Annotated in this window: 20 protein-coding genes and 1 pseudogene; 10 read left to right on the top strand and 11 right to left on the bottom strand. The window is 72.5% G+C overall.

Annotated elements, in window-relative coordinates; translation table 11 throughout:
* The first annotated feature begins 51 nt into the window (after positions 1-51).
* The 5 genes from IE178_RS24590 (at position 52) to IE178_RS24570 (ending at position 6,128) form a co-directional block, all read left to right on the top strand.
* A complete protein-coding gene (locus IE178_RS24590) occupies positions 52-1,413 on the top strand; it encodes an ABC transporter substrate-binding protein (RefSeq protein ID WP_193513809.1) in 1,362 nt (453 codons plus the stop codon).
* 123 nt (positions 1,414-1,536) lie between these two features.
* Positions 1,537-2,334 (top strand): rhamnogalacturonan acetylesterase, encoded by a 798-nt coding sequence (locus IE178_RS24585; protein WP_193513808.1) that lies wholly within the window; start codon positions 1,537-1,539, stop codon positions 2,332-2,334.
* A gap of 34 nt (positions 2,335-2,368) precedes the next feature.
* Entirely contained in the window at positions 2,369-3,700 is a 1,332-nt protein-coding gene (locus tag IE178_RS24580) for a pectate lyase family protein (protein ID WP_193513807.1), read from the top strand.
* A 92-nt stretch (positions 3,701-3,792) separates the two neighbouring features.
* Positions 3,793-4,902 carry a pectinesterase family protein gene (locus IE178_RS24575; protein ID WP_184763570.1) on the top strand — a complete coding sequence of 370 codons (1,110 nt, stop codon included), beginning with the start codon at positions 3,793-3,795 and terminating at the stop codon, positions 4,900-4,902.
* A 68-nt stretch (positions 4,903-4,970) separates the two neighbouring features.
* Positions 4,971-6,128: a dienelactone hydrolase family protein gene (locus IE178_RS24570; RefSeq protein WP_193513806.1), complete on the top strand. Its 1,158-nt coding sequence runs from the start codon at positions 4,971-4,973 to the stop codon at positions 6,126-6,128.
* A gap of 15 nt (positions 6,129-6,143) precedes the next feature.
* Here the strand turns inward: IE178_RS24570 and IE178_RS24565 are convergent.
* From IE178_RS24565 to IE178_RS24525, 9 genes and pseudogenes are all read right to left on the bottom strand, one after another.
* Positions 6,144-6,539 (bottom strand): annotated as a pseudogene (locus IE178_RS24565) (family 43 glycosylhydrolase); the annotation flags it as partial.
* Between the two features lie 75 nt (positions 6,540-6,614).
* Positions 6,615-7,445, bottom strand: coding sequence for a pectate lyase (locus IE178_RS24560; RefSeq protein ID WP_184763572.1), 831 nt, complete (start codon positions 7,443-7,445; stop codon positions 6,615-6,617).
* Between the two features lie 85 nt (positions 7,446-7,530).
* Positions 7,531-8,388, bottom strand: a complete 858-nt coding sequence (locus IE178_RS24555) for a hypothetical protein (RefSeq protein ID WP_193513805.1) — start codon at positions 8,386-8,388, stop codon at positions 7,531-7,533.
* Complete coding sequence (locus IE178_RS24550) at positions 8,385-8,990, bottom strand: SigE family RNA polymerase sigma factor (RefSeq protein WP_184763574.1); 606 nt, start codon at positions 8,988-8,990, stop codon at positions 8,385-8,387. The genes IE178_RS24555 and IE178_RS24550 overlap by 4 nt, the downstream gene beginning before the upstream one ends.
* Before the next feature lie 437 nt (positions 8,991-9,427).
* A complete protein-coding gene (locus tag IE178_RS24545) occupies positions 9,428-10,090 on the bottom strand; it encodes a response regulator transcription factor (protein WP_184763575.1) in 663 nt (220 codons plus the stop codon).
* A gap of 32 nt (positions 10,091-10,122) precedes the next feature.
* Positions 10,123-11,373 carry a sensor histidine kinase gene (locus tag IE178_RS24540; protein WP_193513804.1) on the bottom strand — a complete coding sequence of 417 codons (1,251 nt, stop codon included), beginning with the start codon at positions 11,371-11,373 and terminating at the stop codon, positions 10,123-10,125.
* Positions 11,370-12,383 (bottom strand): hypothetical protein, encoded by a 1,014-nt coding sequence (locus IE178_RS24535; RefSeq protein ID WP_193513803.1) that lies wholly within the window; start codon positions 12,381-12,383, stop codon positions 11,370-11,372. The genes IE178_RS24540 and IE178_RS24535 overlap by 4 nt, the downstream gene beginning before the upstream one ends.
* An 81-nt stretch (positions 12,384-12,464) precedes the next feature.
* Entirely contained in the window at positions 12,465-12,938 is a 474-nt protein-coding gene (locus tag IE178_RS24530) for a GNAT family N-acetyltransferase (RefSeq protein ID WP_193513802.1), read from the bottom strand.
* Positions 12,939-12,941: 3 nt separating this feature from the next.
* Positions 12,942-13,715 carry an IclR family transcriptional regulator gene (locus IE178_RS24525; protein ID WP_193513801.1) on the bottom strand — a complete coding sequence of 258 codons (774 nt, stop codon included), beginning with the start codon at positions 13,713-13,715 and terminating at the stop codon, positions 12,942-12,944.
* Positions 13,716-13,857: 142 nt separating this feature from the next.
* Here IE178_RS24525 and IE178_RS24520 point away from each other — a divergent pair, with 142 nt between their 5' ends.
* The gene (locus IE178_RS24520; RefSeq protein WP_193513800.1) at positions 13,858-15,387 is read left to right on the top strand and encodes an aldehyde dehydrogenase (NADP(+)); all 1,530 of its coding nucleotides are present in this window, start codon (positions 13,858-13,860) and stop codon (positions 15,385-15,387) included.
* A 3-nt stretch (positions 15,388-15,390) separates the two neighbouring features.
* Here the strand turns inward: IE178_RS24520 and IE178_RS24515 are convergent, their stop codons facing one another.
* Together IE178_RS24515 and IE178_RS24510 are read right to left on the bottom strand one after the other, a co-directional pair.
* The gene (locus tag IE178_RS24515; RefSeq protein WP_184763581.1) at positions 15,391-16,053 is read right to left on the bottom strand and encodes a response regulator transcription factor; all 663 of its coding nucleotides are present in this window, start codon (positions 16,051-16,053) and stop codon (positions 15,391-15,393) included.
* A gap of 92 nt (positions 16,054-16,145) precedes the next feature.
* Entirely contained in the window at positions 16,146-17,858 is a 1,713-nt protein-coding gene (locus IE178_RS24510) for a sensor histidine kinase (RefSeq protein WP_318280225.1), read from the bottom strand.
* Between the two features lie 220 nt (positions 17,859-18,078).
* On the opposite strand from IE178_RS24510, the gene IE178_RS24505 reads away from it, so the two are divergent.
* From IE178_RS24505 to IE178_RS24490, 4 genes are all read left to right on the top strand, one after another.
* Positions 18,079-18,675, top strand: coding sequence for an LURP-one-related family protein (locus tag IE178_RS24505; protein ID WP_184763583.1), 597 nt, complete (start codon positions 18,079-18,081; stop codon positions 18,673-18,675).
* 54 nt (positions 18,676-18,729) lie between these two features.
* Positions 18,730-19,338, top strand: a complete 609-nt coding sequence (locus IE178_RS24500) for a DUF1349 domain-containing protein (RefSeq protein ID WP_193513798.1) — start codon at positions 18,730-18,732, stop codon at positions 19,336-19,338.
* Positions 19,339-19,421: 83 nt separating this feature from the next.
* Positions 19,422-20,132, top strand: a complete 711-nt coding sequence (locus tag IE178_RS24495; RefSeq protein ID WP_193513797.1) for a DsbA family oxidoreductase — start codon at positions 19,422-19,424, stop codon at positions 20,130-20,132.
* Between the two features lie 95 nt (positions 20,133-20,227).
* Positions 20,228-21,280, top strand: coding sequence for an aminotransferase class V-fold PLP-dependent enzyme (locus tag IE178_RS24490; RefSeq protein WP_193513796.1), 1,053 nt, complete (start codon positions 20,228-20,230; stop codon positions 21,278-21,280).
* Positions 21,281-21,349: the final 69 nt, after the last annotated feature.

Genomic DNA, 21,349 nt, shown 5'->3' with positions numbered 1-21,349 from the left:
ACCCGTCCACAACTTCACAGTCCGTTGGATCCAGAAGAAGAGAGCCGACCAATGATGATCAGCATTCGCAGAAGCAGCACAGGCAGGCGCCGGACGTCGGCCGCCGTCGCCCTGGGGGCCGTGCTCGCCCTGACCGCCACCGCCTGCGGCGACGACGGCAGCGGCGCGGGCGGCGGCGACGGCGCCGAGGGCAGCGGCAAGGGCAAGATCGTCTTCTGGGACAACAACGGCGGTGTCCGCACCGACATCTGGAAGGAGATCATCGCCGACTTCGAGAAGGCGAACCCGGACATCGACGTCCAGTACGTCGGTATCGCCTCCACCGAGTACCAGTCCAAGGTCGACACCGCCATCCAGGGCGGCGGCCTGCCGGACGTCGGCGGCGTCACCGCGTCCATGCTCGCGGGCTTCGCCGCCCAGGGCGCGCTCGACTCGCTGGACTTCCGGCTGGCCAAGTCCCCCCTGAACGGCAAGCTCAACAAGGACATGATCGAGTCGCTGCGGGCCGCCGGCGGCGGCGACAACAAGCTGTACTCGATCCCGACCTCGGCGAACAACGGCGTCCTCTACTACCGCACCGACCTGTTCGAGAAGGCGGGCCTGGAGGAGCCGACCACCTGGGACCGGTTCTACGACGCCGCGGAGAAGCTCACGAAGAAGGGCAGCAACGAGTTCGGTTACACCATCCGCGGTGGCGCCGGCTCCATCGCCCAGGCCCTGGACGCGATGTACGGCCAGTCCGGCATCACCTCGTTCTGGGACTCCACCGGCAAGAAGACCACGGTCAACGACCCGAAGAACATCGAGGCCCTGGAGAAGTACGCGGCCCTGTTCAAGAAGGTCACCCCCGCCGCCGACCTGAACAACGACTTCACCAAGATGGTCGCGCAGTGGGACTCCGGCCAGATCGGCATGCTGAACCACAACCTCGGTTCCTACCAGGACCATGTGAAGGCGCTCGGCAGCGACAAGTTCCGGGGCATTCCGCAGCCCACCGGGCCCGGCGGAAAGCGGGTCCAGGTCTCCAACCCGGTCGACGGCGTCGGCCTGTTCAAGGGCTCGAAGAACAAGGAGGCCGCCTGGAAGTTCATCGAGTTCGCCACGTCGGCTCCGTCCAGCTCGAAGTTCAACGAGGCGGCCGGGCAGGTGCCGGCGCACATGGACGCCGCGAAGGACGACTGGATCGCCAAGGCGGAGCCGACGAAGCTGGCGGCCGAGGCGCTGAGCGACGGGTCCACGAGCATTGTGCAGCTGCCGTACTACCTGCCGGACTGGAACACGATCTCCAAGGCGGAGAACGAGCCGAACTTCCAGAAGGTCCTGCTCGGCGACATGAGCGCCAAGGAGTTCCTGGACACGTTGGCCGGGCAGCTGAACGAGGCTCAGGCGGAGTGGCAGGAGCAGTTGGGCTGACGCGGGTTCTTCTCGCCGGGGGCGGCTCGTTCCGCTTCGGCTGCGGGCCGTCCCCGGTTGCTCGCGCGGTTCCCCGCGCCCCTGAAGGGAAGCTCCACCGACCCCTGTGGAAAGGCACAGCTCGTGTCCATCACGCGTAGACGGGTCGCCGTTGCCGGGATCGGCGTTCCTCTCGCTCTCGCCATGAACGGGACCGCGCGAGCGACGGCCGGCCGGCGTTCCCGCACCCTCTACATCGCCGGTGACTCCACCGCCGCCCGGAAATACGCCGACGCCGCGCCCGAGACCGGGTGGGGAATGGCGTTGCCCTTCCTGCTGCACCGGCATCTCACCGTCGCCAATCACGCCCTGAACGGGCGGAGTTCCAAGAGCTTCGTCGACGAGGGACGGCTCGATGTGATCCTCTCCTCGATCCGGCCCGGAGACCTTCTGCTGATCCAGTTCGCGCACAACGACGAGAAGGCGGAGGACCCGAGCCGCCACACGGAGCTCTGGACGACGTATCAGGAGTACCTGAGGCGGTACGTCGACGGTGCCCGGGCCCGTGGGGCCCGGCCCGTGCTGGCCACGGCCGTGGAGCGGCGGCGGTTCGACGCGGACGGCCGTGCCGTGCCGAGCCACGGTGAGTATCCGGCGGCGATGCGGGCGCTGGCGGAGGAGGAGCAGGTCGCGCTGCTCGACATCCAGGCGCTGTCGCTGGCGTTGTGGCAGGAGCTCGGGGCCGAGCAGACCAAGACGTACTTCAACTGGACGGCGACCGAGCAGGACAACACGCACTTCAACCCGCCGGGCGCGATCGCCGTGGCGCGACTTCTCGCCCGGGAGCTGCTGCGCACCCGGGTGCTCGCACCGCGCGACGTGCGGCGGCTGGACGAGGAGATCCCGCAGTCGTGGATCACCTGGCCGGAGGCCGCCGTGTAACACCCTCCAGACCATGACGAAGGAGAGCCGCACCATGAACAGATCGAAATGGCATGGGCATGCCAGAGTGAGAGCCGCCTCGCTGGCCGGCTGCACCGCCCTCGTGCTGGCCCTGACCGGCACCGGCGCCCAGGCGCACTCCCCCTCGCACCACCACGACCCCGCCCGGCAGACACTGGGCGCGGGCGACGGCTGGGCCTCCCACGGCACCGGCACCACCGGGGGCGCCGCCGCCGACGCCGAGCACGTCCACACCGTGACCAACTGGGCCGAATTCAAGGCCGCGCTGGCGGACGGCGGCAGCGCGCCGAAGATCATCAAAGTGAAGGGGACCATCGACGCGGTCTTCGAGGGCTGCGAGGCGTTCGCCGCGCCCGGGTACGACTTCGACGCCTACCTGGAGAAGTACGCACCGCAGACCTGGGGCCTGGAGCGGGACCTGAGCGCCGAGCCCGACGACAGCCCCGAGGGGCTGCGCAGGGCGTCCGCCGCCCAGCAGGACACGGCCATCAAGGCGAACATCCCCGCCAACACCACGATCATCGGCGTCGGCCGGAACGCCGGCATCAAGGGCGCCAGCCTCCAGATCAAGGGCGTGGACAACGTCATCGTCCGCAACCTCACCCTCGAGAGCCCGGTCGACTGCTTCCCGCAGTGGGACCCGACCGACGGCAGCCAGGGCAACTGGAACTCCGAGTACGACACCGCCGTCGTGTACGGCTCCACGCACGTCTGGCTGGACCACAACACCTTCACCGACGGGGAGCACCCCGACAGCGAGGCCCCGACCCACTTCGGCATGCTGTACCAGCAGCACGACGGCGAACTGGACATCGTCCGGGGCGCCGACTACGTCACCGCCTCCTGGAACGTCTTCACCGAGCACGACAAGACGATCCTGATCGGCAACAGCGACAGCGAGTCCACCGCCGTCGGCGACCGGGGCAAGCTGAAGGCGACCTTCCACCACAACCTGTTCTCGAACCTGGTCGAGCGCGCGCCGCGCGTCCGCTTCGGGCAGGTGGACGTGTACAACAACCACTTCGTGGCGGACGCCGGCTACTCCTACAGCTTCGGCATCGGCAAGGAGTCCCAGCTCGTCGCCGAGCACAACGCCTTCACCCTGCCGAAGGGCATCAGCCCCGCGAAGATCCTCAAGCGGTGGAACGACTCGCCGCTCACCGCGGCGGGCAACCGGGTCAACGGCAGGAGCGTGGACCTGATCGCCGTGCACAACGCGGAGATCCCGGCCGAGACCCTGCGGTCCGGCGCCGGCTGGACCCCCACCCTGCGCACCGCGGTCCACCCGGCCCGGATCGTCCCGGTCCTGGTCGAGCACGGCGCGGGCGCCGGCCGTATCCGCTGACACCCCCGAGCACCGGCCGGGGCGGTCCCGCTTCCACCCCACCGCGGGGTGCGGACCGCCCCGGGCCGTATCCGTCGTCAAGGAGCACCCGCATGTCCCCGTCCCTGTCCAGAAGGAACGTCCTGCTGGGCGGCGCCGTGGCCGGCACCGCCCTCGCCCTGTCCGCCGCCCCGGCCGTGGCCGCCCATCGGCCACGCGGCCCGTTCGGCCGGTACGGCTCACCGTCCGCCCGCCTCACGCCCGGGACCCTCTACGTCCACCCCGGCGGCGCGGGTGACTTCACCACCGTCCAGGCCGCCGTGACCGCCGCGACCGGCGCCGGACGCGTCCTCGTCATCGCGCCCGGCACCTATCGCGAGACGGTCTCGGTCGACGCCGACCGCACCGGCATGACCTGGCTCGGCGCCTCCGGGGACCCCCGCGACGTGGTGATCGTCTTCGACAACGCGGCCGGCACCCCCAAGCCCGGCGGCGGCACCTACGGCACCTCCGGCTCCGCCACCACCACCGTGCGCGCCGACGGCTTCACCGCCCGCCGGATCACCTTCGCCAACGACTGGCTGCGCACCGACCTCCCCGGCACCAGCGGCACCCAGGCCGTCGCCCTCAAGGTGCAGGGCGACCGCAGCGCCTTCAGCCACTGCCGGTTCCTCGGCCACCAGGACACCCTGTACGCCGACTCGCTCTCCCTGGACACCTTCGCCCGCCAGTACTTCTCCCACTGCTACGTCGAGGGCGACGTCGACTTCGTCTTCGGCCGGGCCACCGCCGTCTTCGAGCACTGCCACTTCCGCACCCTGATCCGCCCGGACCTGACGGGCGCGCCGTACGGCTTCGTCTTCGCGCCCTCCACGGCCGGTGCCAACCCGCGCGGCTACCTGGTCACCCGGAGCAGGATCAGCAGCGAGGCCCCCGACGGCTACTACAAGCTGGCCCGCCCCTGGGTGCCCAGCTCCGACCGCACCGCCCGCCCGATGCTCACCGTCCGGGAGACCCACCTGAGCGCCGGGATCGACGCGGTCGCGCCGTACACCACCATGGCGAGCGGCCACCCGTGGCAGGACCAGCGGTTCGCCGAATACCGCAACACCGGCCCCGGCGCCCGGATCACCGTCCCCGAGAACCGGCCCCAGCTGACCCGCGCCGAGGCCGCCGCCCTCACCCGGGAGAGCCACCTCGGCGACTGGCGGCCCCGTGCGTAGGGGCACGCTCACCTCCGCCGCGGCCGTCGAGCACCGCGTACCGCGCCACGCCGGCACCGGGAGGCGCCATGGGCGGCCCTGAGCCACTGGGGCGACGGACGTTCGTCACCGGGGCCGCCGCGGCCGCCCTCATGGCGGGCACCGGGAGCAGCGCGGCGGCCGATCCCCCCGGCGGCACCCTGCCGGGCTTCCACCTCGCCCTCAAGGACGACCTGCGGTTCCCGCTGGCCTGGGGCACCTCACCCGTCCGGGACTTCCGCGCATGGCGGCGGGTGGCCCGCGCCAAGGTCGAGGAACTCCTGCTGACCGACCGGCAGGCGGACACCCCGTACGCGCCCGAGTTCACGGCGGGCACCCGGGGCGACGGCTACACGAGGGAGTCCGTGACCGTCTCCCTCACCCGGTACGAAAGGGTGCGCGGCTCCCTGCTCACCCCGGACGGCCCCGGGCCCTTCCCCGCGGTGCTCCTGCTGCACGACCACGGGTCGAAGTTCGACATCGGGAAGGAGAAACTCGTCCGTCCCTGGGACGACGACACCCGTCTCGCCTCCGCGCGGGGCTGGGCCGACCGCTTCTTCGACGGACGTTTCGTCGGCGACGAACTCGCCCGGCGCGGCCATGTGGTGCTGTGCCTGGACGCGCTCGGCTGGGGCGACCGCGGCCCCCTCGTCTACGAGCAGCAGCAGGCCCTGGCGAGCAACCTCTACCACCTGGGCTCCTCCCTCGCGGGTCTGCTCGCCCGCGAGGACCAGCGGGCCGCCGCCTTCCTGGCGGGCCTGGACCGGGTGGACGAACGCCGGGTCGCCGCCGTCGGGTTCTCCATGGGCGGCTACCGCGCCTGGCAGGTCGCCGCCCTCAGCGACGACATCGCGGCGGCGGCGAGCGTGTGCTGGATGACGGGCCTGAAGGAGATGATGGTCCCCGGCAACAACACGCTGCGCGGCCAGTCGGCGTTCCACATGCTCCACCCGGGGCTCTCCCGGCACCTGGACATCCCCGACGTGGCGAGCATCGCCGCGCCCCGGCCGATGCTGTTCTTCCACGGCGGGCAGGACACCCTGTTCCCCGCCGACGGGGTGCGGGTCGCGTACGGGAAGCTGCGCGCGGTCTGGCGTTCACGCGGCGCCGAGGAGCGGCTGCGGCTGAAGACGTGGCCGGAGTACGGCCACGTCTTCAACGCCGTGATGCAGGACGAGGTGTACGGCTGGCTCGACTCCGTCCTGTGAGGCGGCCGCGGCTCGGCGCCGCACCGGCCGGACCGATTCCAGGGTCGGCACCACCGGCTCGATGGTGCCGTCGGCCGCGAACTCCAGGCGGTCGACGGTGGTCTCCCGGTGCGTGCCGTCCCCGCCCGGCCCGCCGGGGCCGTTCAGCGCGAACCGGTGATAGACGATGTACCAGTCGTCGGTTCCGGGGGCGTTGACCACGCTGTGGTGGCCGGTGCCGAGGATGCCGTACTCGGGGCGCTTGGACAGGATGGTGCCCCGCTCGGTCCACGGGCCGAGCGGGGACGGTCCGGTCGCGTAGGCCACGTGGCAGTCCTCGCCGCGGGTGTCGTCCTCGGACCACATGAAGTAGTAGGTGCCGTCCCGCTTCACCACGAAGGAGCCCTCGCGGAAGCCGCCCGGGGTGATGTCCGCCCGGGCGTCACCGGGACCGGGCCGCCGGACGTCGGTGCGGCGGCCCGGAGCCGGTCACGGGCCCGGCGGGGCTCAGTCGTAGGTGAGGTCCGACGCCGAGAACTTGCAGTACGTGCCGTCGGGACCGGAGCCGAGGTCCTTCGGCTCCTTGCCCGAGTCGTTGCCCTGGTAGCGGGTGCAGGTCTTGATCTTCTTCTTGCCGTCGCCGTGGATGCGGATCCTCGACAGCGTGGCCGTGTCGCCGTAGTTGGTGTTGATGCCGACGAGCGACTTGCCGGGTGCGGTCACGTCGATGTCGCTCAGCACGATCGTGCGCTTGTACTGCTTCTTGCAGTTCCCGCAGGAGCGCACCAGTTTGCCGAAGTCCTCGACCTGGAAGCCGCTCACCGTCAGCTTGCCGGCGCCGTTGAACTGGAGCACCTTGTCGTCGGCCTTCTTCGCGCCGCCGCCGATCACCTTGTACTGGGCGGACGACGAGGTGCCCTTGAAACTGGCCGCGTCCTCGCCGACGTCCAGCCACCACACGTTCTCCAGCGTGCAACTGCCCTTGCAGTGCACGCCGTCGGCGGCCGGGGTGCCGATGACGACGTTCTTCAGCGTGGCGCCGTCGGCCAGCTCGAAGATCGGGTCCTGGCCCTCGTCCTGGCCGTCGCCGCCCAGGGCGCCGGTGCCGTAGAACTTCTTCATGCCGCCGTCGTAGACGCCGGAGACCGGGACGGTCTTCGAGACCGGCTTGCTGCCGGTGTCGGACGGCCAGGACGACGCGGCGCCCGCGGTGGACAGCATCGTCGTGGTGACGATCGCCGCGCCCGTGAGGCCGAGCGCGGAGACCGAGGCGATCACGGCCCGCCGCTTGGTGGTCCGGCGGCGGTGGGAGACGCGCTGTTCGGGTTGTGCAGTCATGCGCAATGTCCTTGCGTACGGAGAGTCTTTGCGTCTTCCGGTCGCCGCCGGTGCGGGAAGGGTTGCCGTGTCCGGTGATCTTTTTCTACGGATCCCCGTCGCCGGTCGCGTCGTTGTCGTCCTGCGCCGCGAAGTCGCCGCCGACCTCGGCCCTTTCGGACCCGGCGGCGGCCGTCGCCGCGTAGGTGTCGTCCCCGGCGTCCCGGCCGCCGCGCTCGTGGTCGTACTGCCCCGCGAACATCCACGCGCCGGGCTCGACCGTACGGCCCTCCTTGAGCGTCCAGGTGTAGACGAGGAAGCCGTCCCGCTCGTCCACCGTGAGCGCGAAGTCGTCCTCGGGCAGCGAACGCCAGGCACCCGTGGAGGTCACCCCGCCGGTCTGCGCGACCCGCAGTTCCACGGTGAGCGCCGTCAGCCGGACGCTCGTCTTCAGCGTGACGTTGCTCTGCGCCCAGAACTCGTTGCTGTGCGGGTCCACCGAGCCGTCCGACCACAGCGGCCCGTCCTCGACACCGGCCGGTGGCCGGGAGGCGCCGCCGGACGAACTCGGCGTGCCGGCCGGGGGAGCCGCGGTGTCCTGGGACCGGTCCGTCTTCGGTGGGGGGTGCACCGGCGGCTCGGGCGCCCGGCTCGTCGCGTCCGGGGACGGTGTGGTCGTCGGCGACACGGCCACCTGCCGCTGCGGGGGAGCCTCCTCGCCCTTCACCGCGGACGCGACCGCGTAACCGCCCACCGCCAGCACCCCGGCCACCGCCGCCGTCGCGCCCGCCACCCGGACCCAGCCGAACACCGGCGGCCGCGTGGCCCGGTGGTCCGGACGGGCCGGGCCGGCCATGCCGCGCTCCACCCGGGCCAGGATGCGCTCCCGGTCGGGCTCGTGCGCCCCGGCCGCCTCGTGCAGCCGGGCGCGCAGTTCCTCGTGCACGTCCCGCCGCGTCGTCATCGGTCCCTTCCCGTGGCCTCGTCGGCGCGCTCGCGCACGCTCCCGCCCTCGTCCCCGCGGGCGGTCGCCGCCACCGCCGCGTGCACCCGACGCGGTACCTCCCGCGTGCCCAGCAGCCGCTGCAGTTCGGTCATCCCCTTCGAGGTCTGGCTCTTCACCGTACCCACCGAGATGCCGAGGGCCAGCGCGGTGTCCTTCTCGGACAGGTCGAAGGCGTGCCGCAGCACCACGCACGCCCGCTTGCGGAACGGCAGCCGGCGCAGCGCCTCCTGCACGTCCACCACGCCCGGCACGTCGGGGTTCTCGGTCCGTTCCTCGCGCGGCGACCAGAACAGCGCGATCCGCCGCCGCTCGCGCACCGCGCTGCGGATGCGGGTACGGGCCAGGTTGGCCACCACCCCCCGGGCGTACGCCACCGGATGGTCGGCGGCGCGCACCCGGTCCCAGCGGTGCCACAGCGCCAGCAGCGCGTCCGCCGCCAGATCGTCGGCGATGTCCGCCTCACCCGTCAGCAGATGGGCCAGCCGGGACAGTTCGGCGTAATGGCGCTCGAAGAACGCGTGGAACTCCACGGAGGCGGCATCGTCGACGACGGTGCCCACGGGCGACCTCCTCTCGCAGCGGCGCCGGGCGCCCGACGGGGCACCGGTGACCGGGTGTGTGTCATGTAGATGACATGTGGACGTCCGGAGCCGACCGGCGCGGGTTCCGGAGCGTAGCAGTGATCCTTCACGGGTTCGTGCGGAGGGTCGAACAGCGTCTGGCCGGTCGGCATACGAATCCGTAACACGAACCCCACCGGAACGAGGTTCACCGCGGGCACGATCCAGCCATCATCACCGGGTCGATCGCCCAGGTACCGAGGGATGGTTGCCGTGCCCGGGGCGCGGCAGACGGCCGGCCGACCCGAAGCCGGGCCACCCACGGTGAACAGCCTCGACCGGTTCTTCCGGATCTCCGGACGGACGTCCACCCCTCGCGGCCGGGCGGGTTCGCGCGTTCACGAAGCGGGCGAAGGGACCGGCGGGCGGGACGCCGGTCACGGATTGCGCAGGAAGCCCGACTCGTAGGCCGCGATGACGGCCTGGGTGCGGTCCCGGGCGCCCGTCTTGGCCAGCACGGAGGCCACGTGCGTCTTCACCGTCGCGGCGCCGACCTCCATCCGCCGGGCGATCTCCGCGTTGGTCAGCCCGGCCGCCATGTGCCGCAGTACCTCGCTCTCGCGCCCGGTCAGCCGCGCCACCCACGCGGGAGGCGCGGCGCACGCGCGCGCGTGTTCGGCGGCGAGCGCGCGGACCGCCGCCGGGAACAGCAGGCTGTCGCTGCGCGCCACCAGTCGCACCGCCCCGACGAGCGCGTCGGCGTCCGACCGCTTCAGGAGGAACCCGGCGGCCCCCACGCGCAGGGCGTCGTACACGTACGAGTCGTTCTCGAAGGTGGTGACGACGACGATCCGCGGCGGTTCGTCCAGACCGGCGAGGATCTGCTCGGTGGCGCGGATGCCGTCGATCTCCGGCATCCGGACGTCCATCAGCACCACGTCGGGCCGCAGCTCCCGCACCACGGCGACCGCCTCCGCCCCCGTGGCCGCCTCGCCGACCACCTCCAGATCCGCCTCGGCCGACAGGATGGCCCGCAGAGCGGTGCGCACCATGCGCTCGTCGTCGGCGAGGACGACACGGATCGGGGCGGGGGCGGTCATGGCACTTCCTTGAGGTGGTGGGGCGTTCGGGGTCAGGGTGTCGCACGGCTCGGAAGGCGTACGTGCAGGCGCCAGGTGTCCCCGGCCGGACCCGCGTGGGCCGTGCCGCCCAGCACGCGGGCGCGGGACTCGATGCCGGGCAGGCCGTGGCCGCCGCCGGGGCGGGTGACGGGAGCGGACGGCAGGGGGTTCTCCACGGTGAGCTCCAGGCGGCCGTCGCGCAGTTCGACGCGCAGGGTCACCTCGGCTCCGTCACCGGCGTGTTTGAGGGCGTTGCTCAGACCCTCCTGCACGATGCGGTAGGCCTCGCGGGAGAGCACCGGCGGCAGGGCCTGGAGCGGCGCCCCGACCGTGGCCGTCACCTTCAGCCCGCCCGCCCGGGTGCGGCGCAGCAGATCGTCCAGGTCGGCGGCGAGGGTGGGCGCCGGGGCCGTACCGGGGGCATCGCCGTCCCGCAGCAGACCGAGTACCGCGTCGAGTTCGCCCACCGTGCGCCGGGTGGTCTCCTCGATCGCGGCGAGGGCCTCGCGGGCGAACCCCGGGTCGGCGTCCAGGACCCGGCGGGCCGCGCTCGCCTGCAAGGTCACCGCGCTCAGCGCGTGCCCCACACAGTCGTGCAGCTCCCGCGCCAGCCGGTTGCGTACGGCGAGGTCGGCGGCGCGTGCCTCGGCGGCGGCGAGCCGGTCCTCGGGGGTGGGGCCGAGCAGCGCGGGCGCCCAGCGGGCCAGCAGCGCCCCGGCCCCCGCCGCACAGCCGGCCAGCGCCAGCAGCGACGCCGCGCCCGCGACCGGTGCGAGCGCCATCGCCCACGTGTGGTCGAACACCTCCGGGAACCCGAGCCGGTTGTGCCACGCCCCCGAGGTGAGGGGCATCACGATCAGTACGGCCGCGAACGGCGGCACCGCCAGCGACATCCCCGCGAGGATCCCGCCGAACGCCAGATGCAGCGTGAACCACAGCGCCGTACGGCCCTTGGCGGCCCGGCCGCGGGCGGGCCCGTCGGCGAGCCGGTCCGCCTCCACCCCGCACAGCCAGCGCACGGCGGCGCTCTCCAGCGGCCGGGTCAGCGGGAACAGGGAGGTGACGGCGGCGAGCGGCAACCCCACGGCGAACGAGGAGAGGTGCAGGGGGAACGACGAGAAGACGTCGTCGGAGCCGGCCACGGGACCGACGACGATCGCGCCGACCAGGACGTACGGCATGGCGAGCGCGCCGCCCAGGATCAGGTGGATCCAGCGCAGCCGCGCCCGCCGGCCGAACAGCGGCCGGGCGAACGCCCTCACGCCAGCGGGGGCCGCACGGCCCCGGCGGACCGTGCCGCGAGGAACCGGGCGGCGACGAGGGCGACGAGCAGGCCGACGATCATCTGGCCAGCGTAGGCCAGCAGCATCAGCCCCGTCGGACGGTCGGCGGGATCTCCCCCGGTGACCAGGGCGGCCGCCGCCATCCAGCCGCCCCAGCAGGCCACGGCACCGGATCCGATCCCGGCGAGGGCGAGCGGCACCCGCACCGGCAGCGCCGGAACCCGGCGGAAGGCCAGCAGGACACCACCGGTGACCGCGGCCAGGATGTAGACGACGTACAAGGACTCCAGGACGTGGAAGTCGCTGCCGCGGTCCGCGAGCACGCCCGCGCTCAGCCCGGTCGTGCCGCCCAGGGCCCAGACGGCCCGCAGGGTCAGCGGGAACAGCGCGAGCACGGTGGCCGCCACCGCGGTGACCCGCTGCGCCGTGCCCGCCGGACCGATGGGCAGGTCCCCCATCCGGCCGCGCCACAGGTGACCCCAGCGGTCCCGGGCGTACAGCGCGAACAGGGCGCCCAGCGCGAGGCCCTGGACGATGAACCCGATGTAGACGACGGCGAACACCCACTCGTGCAGGAAGGGCTCGCCTCCGCCGCCGGACGTGCCCGCCGCACCCCCGCCGAACGCGCGCACCAGCAGCTGGAGCGGATAGCCGGCCATGACCGGCGCCAGCAGCCCGGCCGCGACCCACATCGGCGCCGCGAGCAGCCACGCGGGCACCGCGCGGCCCCACGGCCGGGTCAGCAGCAGCGCCAGCACGATCACGGCGCCGTCCATCGCGACGGTGACCACGTTCGCGACGACCATCGCGGTGTCGTGGTCCAGCAGCGGACTGCCCGCCGGGATGCCGACATGACTGCCGGCCACCCAGATCGTCTTGAGGGACAGGTAGGGCAGGCAGGCCACGACGGCGACGGCGCGCAGCAGCCTGCGGGAGCGGGGGAGTGCGGGGCCGACGGTGGCGACGGCGGGGGCGAGTGTCTGCGACATGCCCTCAGACTCGCGCCCGCCCGCCCGCCGGCACCTCCTGCACGACGACGATCCGCCTCCGCCGCGCGGGGGAGGACCGCATCAGCCTCCCAGCGTGAGCACGAGCTCCTCGATCTCCGCACCCCGCGCGGGCGCGTACCCGGTGGTGCGCGCGGAGACCTCGAAACCGCACCGCCGCAGCACCCGCAGCGACCCCGCGTTGTCCGCGGCCACGCGCGCGTACAGCGGGCGCTCGGTCACCTCCGCCAGCAGTGCGCGCAGCGCGGCGGTGGCGACGCCCTTGCCCCAGTGGGCGCGGTCGATCCAGTACGTCACCTCGAGCTCGCCCGGCTCCCCGTACACGGAGGCGTGGCCCACCACGTCACCGTCGCCCAGGACCGTGCGCACCACGATGTCCGGTGAGGTGCGGATGCGGGCCCAGTGGGCGCCGAAGCGGTCCTGGTCGGTGGGGTCCTCGGGGGTGAAGGCCGCCATGCGCAGCGCGTCCGGGTCGTTGAGCTGCCGGTAGAAGACCGGCAGATCGCTGTCGTGCACGGGCCGCAGGGAGACGTCCATGGGTCAGAGCCTACGGGTGGCCAGGGTCAGCCGGTCGCGCGCGTCGAACAGGGCGTCCTTGACCAGCTGCTCGTGCGCGGGCGTGAGCCGGGCCACCGGCACCGAGCAGCTGATCGCGTCCCGCGCGGGGGTGCGGTACGGGATCGCCACACCGAAGCAGCGCAGCCCCAGGGTGTTCTCCTCGCGGTCCACGGCGAAGCCCTGCTCCCGCACCAGGTGCAGCTCCTCGATGAGCTTCTCCCGGTCGGTGATGGTGTTCTCGGTCAGGGCGGGCAGCGTCTCCGGGAGCATCTTGCGCACCTGCTCGTCCGAGTACGTGCTCAGCAGCGCCTTGCCGAGCGACGTCGAGTGCGCGGGCAGCCGGCGGCCGACCCGGGTGAAGGGGCGCAGGTAGTGCTGCGACTGGCGGGTGGCCAGGTAGACGACGTTGGTGCCGTCGAGCCGGGCGAGGTGGATGGTCTCCGTCGTGTCGTCCGAGAGCCGGTCCAGGCTCGGGCGGGCCGCCGCGACCACCTCGTCGCCGTCGATGTAGGACGTGCCGACCAGCAGCGCCCGGACACCGATGCCGTACCGCGTGCCCGTCGCGTCCGTCTCCACCCAGCCGAGATCCACCAGCGTGCGCAGCAGCATGTAGAGGCTCGACTTGGGGTACCCGACGGCTTCCTGGACCGCCGCCAGGGAGTGCATGCCGGGGCGCCCCGCGAAGTATTCGAGCAGTTCAACGGTCCGTACCGCGGACTTGACCTGTGCCCCGCCGCCCGTCTCGCCAGCCGACATCGCCCTTGACCCCTTCGTTCGCCGGGAAATAGTCTCCGAAGCACATTCATCCACAGAGACAGTGTTCAGCATATCGAACGCCCCTGGTGGATGACGTACATACTGCGGCATTGCATGCGGCAATCAAGTGGAGGGACCCGCGGTGGCAGCAGCACCAGTCTGGAGTGTCGACCCCCGAACCGGGAAGCAGCGTGAACAGGTTGCGGTGGAGGCCACAGCCCAGGAGGTGGACGCAGCCGTCCGCGCCGCGCACGACGCGCGCGGCGCGCTGGCGGACCGCGCCGTCCGCGCGGCCTTCCTGCGCACGGCGGCCGACGAGCTCGAGGCGGCCAAGGACCAGCTCGTCGAGGCCGCCGACGCGGAGACCGCGCTCGGGCCGGTCCGGCTGACCGGCGAGCTCGCCCGCACCTGCTATCAGCTGCGCGCCTTCGCCGACATCGTCGACGAGGGCGCCTTCCTCGACGTCGTCATCAACCACCCCGACGACACCGCGACGCCGCCCATCCCGGACCTGCGCCGTTACAAGATCCCGCTGGGCGTCGTCGCCGTCTACTCGGCGTCCAACTTCCCCTTCGCCTTCTCGGTGCCCGGCGGCGACACCGCGAGCGCGCTCGCGGCCGGCTGCCCGGTCGTCGTCAAGTCCCACCCGGACCACCCCGGCCTGTCCGAGCTGGTCGCCAAGGTGCTGCGCCGGGCCGCCGCCCGGCACGACATCCCCGAGGGCGTGCTCGGCCTGGTGCACGGCTTCGAGGCCGGCGTCGAGCTCATCAAGCACCCGCTCGTCTCGGCGGCCGGCTTCACCGGCTCCATCCGCGGGGGCCGTGCCCTCTTCGACGCGGCCGCCGCCCGGCCCGTCCCGATCCCCTTCCACGGCGAGCTGGGCTCCCTGAACCCGGTCGTCGTCACCGAGGCCGCCGCCACCGAGCGCGGCGAGGCGATCGGTGCCGGGCTCGCCGGTTCCATGACCCTGGGCGTCGGCCAGTTCTGCGTGAAGCCGGGCCTGGTCCTGGCGCCGGCCGGCGAGGCCGGTGACCGGCTGCTCAAGTCGCTGACGGAGGCCGTCAGCGACACCGACGCGGGCGTCCTGCTCGACCACCGCATGCGCGACAACTTCGTCGCCGGGGTCGCCGAGCGCGCCCAGCTGCCCGACGTGGAGTCCCCGGTCACCCCGGGCGCGGGCGGCGAGCACACGGTCAGCGCGGGCTTCCTCACCGTCCCGGCGAGCCGGCTGGCCCAGGAGGGCGAGCACGACCTGCTGCTCGAGGAGTGCTTCGGCCCGGTCACCGTGGTGGCCCGCTACGAGGACGACGCCGAGGTGCGGGCGGTGCTGTCGCGGCTGCCCGGGAACCTCACCGCGACGGTGCAGCTCTCCGCCGAGGAGGCGGCCGGGGAGGGCCGCGGCGCGGAGATCGTGCGGGAGCTGACGCCGCTGGCCGGGCGCGTGCTGGTGAACGGCTGGCCGACGGGGGTCGCGGTCGCCGCCGCTCAGCACCATGGCGGGCCGTACCCGGCGACGACCTCGACGTCCACGTCGGTGGGCGGTACGGCCATCGAGCGGTGGCTGCGGCCGGTGTCGTACCAGGGGGCGCCCGAAGCCCTGCTGCCGCCGGAGCTCAAGGACGACAACCCGCTGGGACTGCCCCGGAGGTTCAACGGCAGGCTGGAGCGCTGAGGTTCACCCCGCGCTCGGCTCCAGGCCCGCGTCGCGGGCCAGGAGTGCCGCCTGCACCCTGTTGTCACAGTCCAGCTTGGTCAGGATGCGGCTGACGTAGGTCTTCACCGTGGCCTCGCTCATGTGCAGGCGGGCGCCGGCGTCCGCGTTGGACAGGCCCTCGCCCAGCAGGGCCAGGACCTCGCGTTCGCGCGTCGTCAGCCCGGCCAGGCGGCGGCGTGCCTCCTCGCCGCGCACGGTGGCGGCGGGGGAGGCGAGGGTGTCCACCACGTGCCGGGTGGCGGCCGGGGACAGATAGGCGTTGCCGGCCGCCGCCGCGCGGACCGCGTGGATCAGCTCCTGCGGCGCGGAGTCCTTCAGCAGGAAGCCCGCGCTGCCGTGGCCGAGTGCCCGCAGGACGTTGTCGCGTTCCCCGAACGTGGTCAGGATCAGCACGCGGACCCGCGGCGCGGCCCGGCCCATCTCGGCCAGTGCGGTCAGCCCGTCCATCACGGGCATCTGGATGTCCAGCAGGGCCACGTCGACCGCGGTGCCGCGGGCGATCTCCACCGCCTCCCGGCCGTCCCGCGCCTCGGCGACGACATCGATGTCGTCGGCCGAGGTGAGGATCATCCTGATGCCGGCCCTGATGAGCGGCTCGTCGTCGGCGACGAGGACCCGGATCACACGGCCTCCTGCACGGTGTCGGTGTGCCAAGCGGATGGCGAAGCCCGCCCATCATGCCCGATCCGGGCGCGGGTGCGGCCACCGACCGTCCGTCATACCCTGTGCTGGTAGGACTCCTTGGAGGACAGCTTCCCGTCGCGGAAGCAGAACCGGTAGACGATGTCGGCCTCGTCGTCCACGAAGTGCTCGCAGGTCGCGTCCTCGGGCAGCGGCGGGCCGTCCTTCTCCACGCCCTCGGTGAGCAGCGAGCCGCCTTCCGGGAACTTCTTCCGGATGTCCGCCTCGGAGTCACCGACCTGGGCCGACTCGTACACGCTCGCCGGGATGACGCCCTTCCCCACCTCGTCCATCAGTTTCCCGACCCCCCAGAACAGCAGGGCACCGGTGCCCACGACGAGGACGACGGCGGTGAGGGCGCACCCGAGGGCGACGTTCTTCTTGCTGCTCATGAGGGCGGCGAACTCCTTCTGCGGATCAGCGCGTTCGATGACGGCTCCACCGTCGCCCGCGGACCCCCCGCCGGTCTGCCCCCGATAGTCGTCGCCCACAGCGACAAAAGTCGCGCCGTCCGGACGGGACCGCCCCCGGCCGTCGCCGTACGGCAGCACACCGGCGAGGCGGAAACCTCCGTCGGGGGTGGGGCCGGTGTGCACCATGCCGCCGACCAGCCTGGCCCGCTCCCGCAGGCCCGTCAGCCCCTGGCCGCCGCTGATCGCGGGCGGCCCGGCCGGTGCCCCGGCCGGTACCGCCCCGTTGGCCACCTCGACCACCAGACTGTCCGGTTCGTAGCGCAGCGCCACGGTGATCGGGGCGCCCGGCGCGTGCTTGTGCGCGTTGGTCAGGCCCTCCTGGACGATGCGGTACACCGCGTGGTCGGCGGCGGGCGCGAGGGGCCGTTCGGTACCGGAGCGGTGCAGCTCCACCGGCGCGCCCGCGGCCCGCGACGACGCGACCAGCTTGTCGACGGAGGCCGCCACACGGGCCGTGGAGGGCTCGGCGTCGTCCTTCGGGCCCGGCGCGGGCGCTTCCACGCCGTCCCGCAGGATGCCCACGGCCTCGCGCAGCTCCCGCATCGCCGACCTGGAGGCCTCCCGGAGGATGCCCACCCCTTCCCGCTGGCGGTCGTTCAGCTCCGGGTCCACCTCCAGCGCCCCGGCGTGCACGGCGATCAGGGCGAGCTGGTGGCCGAGGCTGTCGTGCATGTCCTGGGCGATGCGCTGCCGTTCCAGCAGCCGGGCCTGCCGCGCCACCATCGCCTGCTCGCGCACCAGTTGGGCGTTGTGCCGCCGCAGGGCGTCGAGCAGGTCGTGGCGCTGGGCGCGGTACCGGGAGGCGAGCCCCGGCACGACCGCCAGCACCAGGAACGGGCTTCCGCTCAGCGCGGCCGTCACCAGCAGCGACACCCCGAGCTCGTCGTCGGCCGCGGTGGTGACGAAGTAGAGCGCGAGTCCGGCCGCGTACGCGGCCGGCGCGCGCACCGGGCGCTTGATGCGGCTGCCCGCCGACCAGCTCGCGTAGATCAGCAGCGGGAACGTGCCGACGACTGCCCCGGCCAGGGCCGACGAGACCATCAGCACCGTCGCCGGCAGGGCGCGGCGGGCCAGGGACAGTACGGCGACGACCAGGGCCAGGGCACCGCCCCGCGCCACGGATCCGGTCTCCGTCGTGTGGAGGAGACCCGCGATCCCGGCGAGCACCGGGGTGAGTACGACCTCTCCGACGATCCGCTTGCGGGGCCAGGGGGAGGCGGCGGCGAGCCGGGAACGGAGCGGCAGGCCGGTACGGGGTGTCTCTGGTACGTCCACGCGCAGACGATAGAGGGCCGCCCCCGGACGCCCGCATCCCCCCTTGGGCGCGGTCCCGAACGACGAAAGTGAACTCCCGGTCGCCAAGGGGCCTGTCACCTTTGGTCGTTGCGGGTGGCGACTTATGGAGACTGCTCCGGGCCGCGGCACACGGCGACGATGGCTCCGCCGGATGCCACACAGGCGACGGCGCAGAGACCACGGCAACGGGAGCGGAACAGTGGACAGTGCGGGACAGTGGACCGGCGGGCGTTTCGTCATCCGGCAGAAGGCCGCTCTCACGACCGACCGGTACACAGTGAGCGAGTTGCTGCCGGACGGTTCCGACGGCGACGTCCTCGCCTTCGCCGAGCTGAAACGGTTGTCGCTCGAGGAGGAGATGACCTTCTACACCGACGAGTCCAGGACACGAGTCCTCTTCACCGTCAAGGAACGCGGCCTCTTCGACGCCGGTGACGGTTACGACGTGCGGGACGCGGAAGGGGACCCCATCGGCGCGTTCGAGGAGAGGTTCCTCGCCTCCCTGCTGCGCTCGACGTGGGTTCTGGACCAGCCGGGCTCGCCCGCGGCCGTCGGGCGGGAGCGCAACCGGTTCGTGGCCGTGCTCCGCCGCGTCTGGAACTTCCTGCCGTTGGACCTGGTGCCGTTCATGTGGCCGTACCACTTCGATTTCGAGACGGACGGCAAGCCGGTGATGAAGGTCGACAAGAAGTTCGGGCTGCACGACCGCTATGTGGTCGACATGGCCGCGCCCGGTCTCGACCCGCGCCTCGCCATCGCCCAGGCCGTGGCCCTGGACACGCTCCAGGACCGCTGACCGGGACCGCGACCCGGGCCCTGGGCGCCGGGCCCCGCCTGAAAGAATCCCGCCATGGACCTGGACATCCCCGAACTGCCCTTTCCCCTGCGCGCCTACGGCCCCGACGGCCACTGGTCCCACGAGGACGGCGTCCTCACGGGCTGGGCCGGGCCCCGGCAGGACCGTTTCGTGCCGCCCACCGCTGAGGCCCTGGACCCGGCCTCCGACGCGCCGCGTCTGCTGGGCGCGCCCGAGGGCGACTTCCAGCTGATCGCCCGCGTCACGGTCGGCTTCGCCGCCTCCTTCGACGCCGGCGTCCTCTACGTCCATGTCGGCGAGCGGGCCTGGGCCAAGCTCTGCCTGGAGTACTCCCCGGACGTGCCCACCGTCTGCACGGTGGTCACACGGGACCACTCCGACGACGCCAACTCCTTCACCGTCGACGGCAGTTCGGTCTGGCTCCGGGTGAGCCGCACCGGCCGCGCCTTCGCCTTCCACGCCTCCCGCGACGGCGAGCACTGGACCTTCGTCCGGCTCTTCACTCTCGGCGACGAGAAGGAGTCCGGCGCCGCCCTGATCGGCTTCATGAGCCAGTCGCCGATGGGGGAGGGCTGTGTGGTGACGTACGACCACATCGAGTACCGGCCCCACTGGCCGCGTGATCTGCGGGACGGCAGCTGAGGGAATGAGAGCGGCTGCTTGAACGTTCACGCGGTTATCGGAGGGAGTCTCCGTACCCCTACGACCCTGGAGAGAGCCGACTCATGCGCGTCGAGATCTGGAGCGACATCGCCTGCCCCTGGTGCTATGTCGGAAAGGCCCGCTTCGAGAAGGCCCTGGCCGCCTTCCCGCACCGTGAGCGGATCGAGGTCGTGCACCGCTCCTTCGAGCTGGACCCGGGCCGGGCCAAGGACGACATCCAGCCGGTGATCACGATGCTCACCGAGAAGTACGGCATGAGCGAGGCCCAGGCCGAGGCCGGTGAGGACAACCTGGGCGCCCAGGCCGCCGCCGAGGGCCTGCCCTACCGCACCCGGGGCCGCGACCACGGCAGCACCTTCGACATGCACCGCCTGCTGCACCACGCCCGCGAGCAGGGCCGCCAGGTCGAGCTGCTCGACCTGCTGTACAAGGCGAACTTCGCCGAGGAGCGGTCCGTCTACGACGACGACGAACGGCTCGTCGCTCTGGCCACCGCCGCCGGTCTCGACGCGGACGCCGTCCGCCAGGTCCTCGCCGACCCGGAGGCGTACGCCGACGAGGTCCGCGCCGACGAGCGCGAGGCCGCGCAGCTCGGCGCGACCGGGGTGCCGTTCTTCGTGCTGGACCGCACGTACGGCGTCTCCGGCGCCCAGCCCGCCGAGGTGTTCACCCAGGCGCTGACCCAGGCCTGGGGCGAGCGTGCGCCGCTGACGTCGATCGACGACGGCGGCGAGGTCTGCGGCCCGGACGGATGCGCGGTACCAAGGCAGTAGACACGCAGGTCAGGGCCGATGGATAAGCATTCCTTGGCGTTATTGGCACACATTCCGCAATGGACGGGGAGATCCCGGGGCCGCACAGTGGGTCCATGGAGACCTTCGAGAACCTCGTCCGTGCCGAGTTCACCCCGAAGAACACCTACCTGAACACCGCGAGCAGCGCGCTCCTGCCGACCCGTACCGTGGCCGCACTCCAGGACGCCGTACGGCTGCGCGCGGAGGGCCGGTCACTCGATCCGCTGTTCGCCGACGTCGAGGCCTGCCGCGCCGCGTACGCCCGGCTGGCCGGCGTCCCGGTCGAGCGGGTGGCCGCCGGCGCGACCGTCGCCCTGCACACCGCGCTGGTCGCGGCCTCGCTGCCGCCCGGCGCCGAAGTCCTCACCGCGGAGGGCGACTTCACCTCCGTACTGAATCCTTTTCACGCCCGTGGCGACCTCAAGGTGCGGGCCGTGCCGCTGGAACGGCTCGCCGACTCCGTCCGCCCGGGCACCGCGCTGGTCGCGGTGAGCGCCGCGCAGTCCGCCGACGGCCGGATCGCCGATCTCGCCGCGCTGCGCGAGGCGGCCACGGAACACGGAGCACGCACCTACGTCGACTTCTCCCAGGCGGCCGGCTGGCTGCCGGTGACGGCCGACGCCTACGACTACAGCGTCTCCATCACCTTCAAGTGGCTGCTCGGCCCGAACGGCGCGGCCTTCCTGGTCGTACCGGAGGACTTCGGCGATCTCACGCCGGTGCAGGCGGGCTGGGTCGCGGGCGAGAACCCGTGGGACAGCTGCTACGGCCCCGTCACCGAACTCGCCCACTCGGCCCGGCGGTTCGACTCCAGCCCCGCGCTGTTCAGCTACGCGGGACTGCGGGCCTCCCTCGAACTCGTCGAGGAGATCGGCGTGGACGTCGTCCGCGCCCACGACCTGGCCCTCGCCGACCGCTTCCGCGCGGGCCTTGCCACGCTGGGCCACACGCCCGTGCCCTCGCCCGGTTCGCCGATCGTGTCGGTGCCCGGACTCGGCCGCCTGCAACCGGAGATGGCGAAGGCGGGCATCGCGGTGTCCGCCCGGGCCGGCAACCTGCGGGCGTCCTTCCACCTCTACAACACGGCCGCCGACGTGGACCGCCTGCTGGACGCGCTGTCCGGCTGAACGCCCTCCCGGTCCGGCACACGCCAGCGGGCCGGTGCCTCCTTGTCCCACACGAGGAGGCCCGGCCCG

The sequence above is a fragment of the Streptomyces griseoloalbus genome, from assembly GCA_014650015.1.
Lineage (GTDB): Bacteria > Actinomycetota > Actinomycetes > Streptomycetales > Streptomycetaceae > Streptomyces > Streptomyces griseoloalbus.
This window is presented reverse-complemented; position numbering and strand designations above follow the sequence as displayed.

Excerpts from the sequence above, each read along its gene's own strand:
- IE178_RS24545 (WP_184763575.1), bottom strand. The coding sequence starts at position 10,090 with ATGACCGCCCCCGCCCCGATCCGTGTCGTCCTCGCCGACGACGAGCGC.
- IE178_RS24580 (WP_193513807.1), top strand. The coding sequence starts at position 2,369 with ATGAACAGATCGAAATGGCATGGGCATGCCAGAGTGAGAGCCGCCTCG.
- IE178_RS24575 (WP_184763570.1), top strand. The coding sequence starts at position 3,793 with ATGTCCCCGTCCCTGTCCAGAAGGAACGTCCTGCTGGGCGGCGCCGTG.
- IE178_RS24500 (WP_193513798.1), top strand. The coding sequence starts at position 18,730 with ATGGACCTGGACATCCCCGAACTGCCCTTTCCCCTGCGCGCCTACGGC.
- IE178_RS24570 (WP_193513806.1), top strand. The coding sequence starts at position 4,971 with ATGGGCGGCCCTGAGCCACTGGGGCGACGGACGTTCGTCACCGGGGCC.
- IE178_RS24490 (WP_193513796.1), top strand. The coding sequence starts at position 20,228 with ATGGAGACCTTCGAGAACCTCGTCCGTGCCGAGTTCACCCCGAAGAAC.
- IE178_RS24525 (WP_193513801.1), bottom strand. The coding sequence starts at position 13,715 with ATGTCGGCTGGCGAGACGGGCGGCGGGGCACAGGTCAAGTCCGCGGTA.
- IE178_RS24530 (WP_193513802.1), bottom strand. The coding sequence starts at position 12,938 with ATGGACGTCTCCCTGCGGCCCGTGCACGACAGCGATCTGCCGGTCTTC.
- IE178_RS24555 (WP_193513805.1), bottom strand. The coding sequence starts at position 8,388 with ATGACGACGCGGCGGGACGTGCACGAGGAACTGCGCGCCCGGCTGCAC.
- IE178_RS24560 (WP_184763572.1), bottom strand. The coding sequence starts at position 7,445 with ATGACTGCACAACCCGAACAGCGCGTCTCCCACCGCCGCCGGACCACC.
- IE178_RS24535 (WP_193513803.1), bottom strand. The coding sequence starts at position 12,383 with ATGTCGCAGACACTCGCCCCCGCCGTCGCCACCGTCGGCCCCGCACTC.
- IE178_RS24590 (WP_193513809.1), top strand. The coding sequence starts at position 52 with ATGATGATCAGCATTCGCAGAAGCAGCACAGGCAGGCGCCGGACGTCG.
- IE178_RS24495 (WP_193513797.1), top strand. The coding sequence starts at position 19,422 with ATGCGCGTCGAGATCTGGAGCGACATCGCCTGCCCCTGGTGCTATGTC.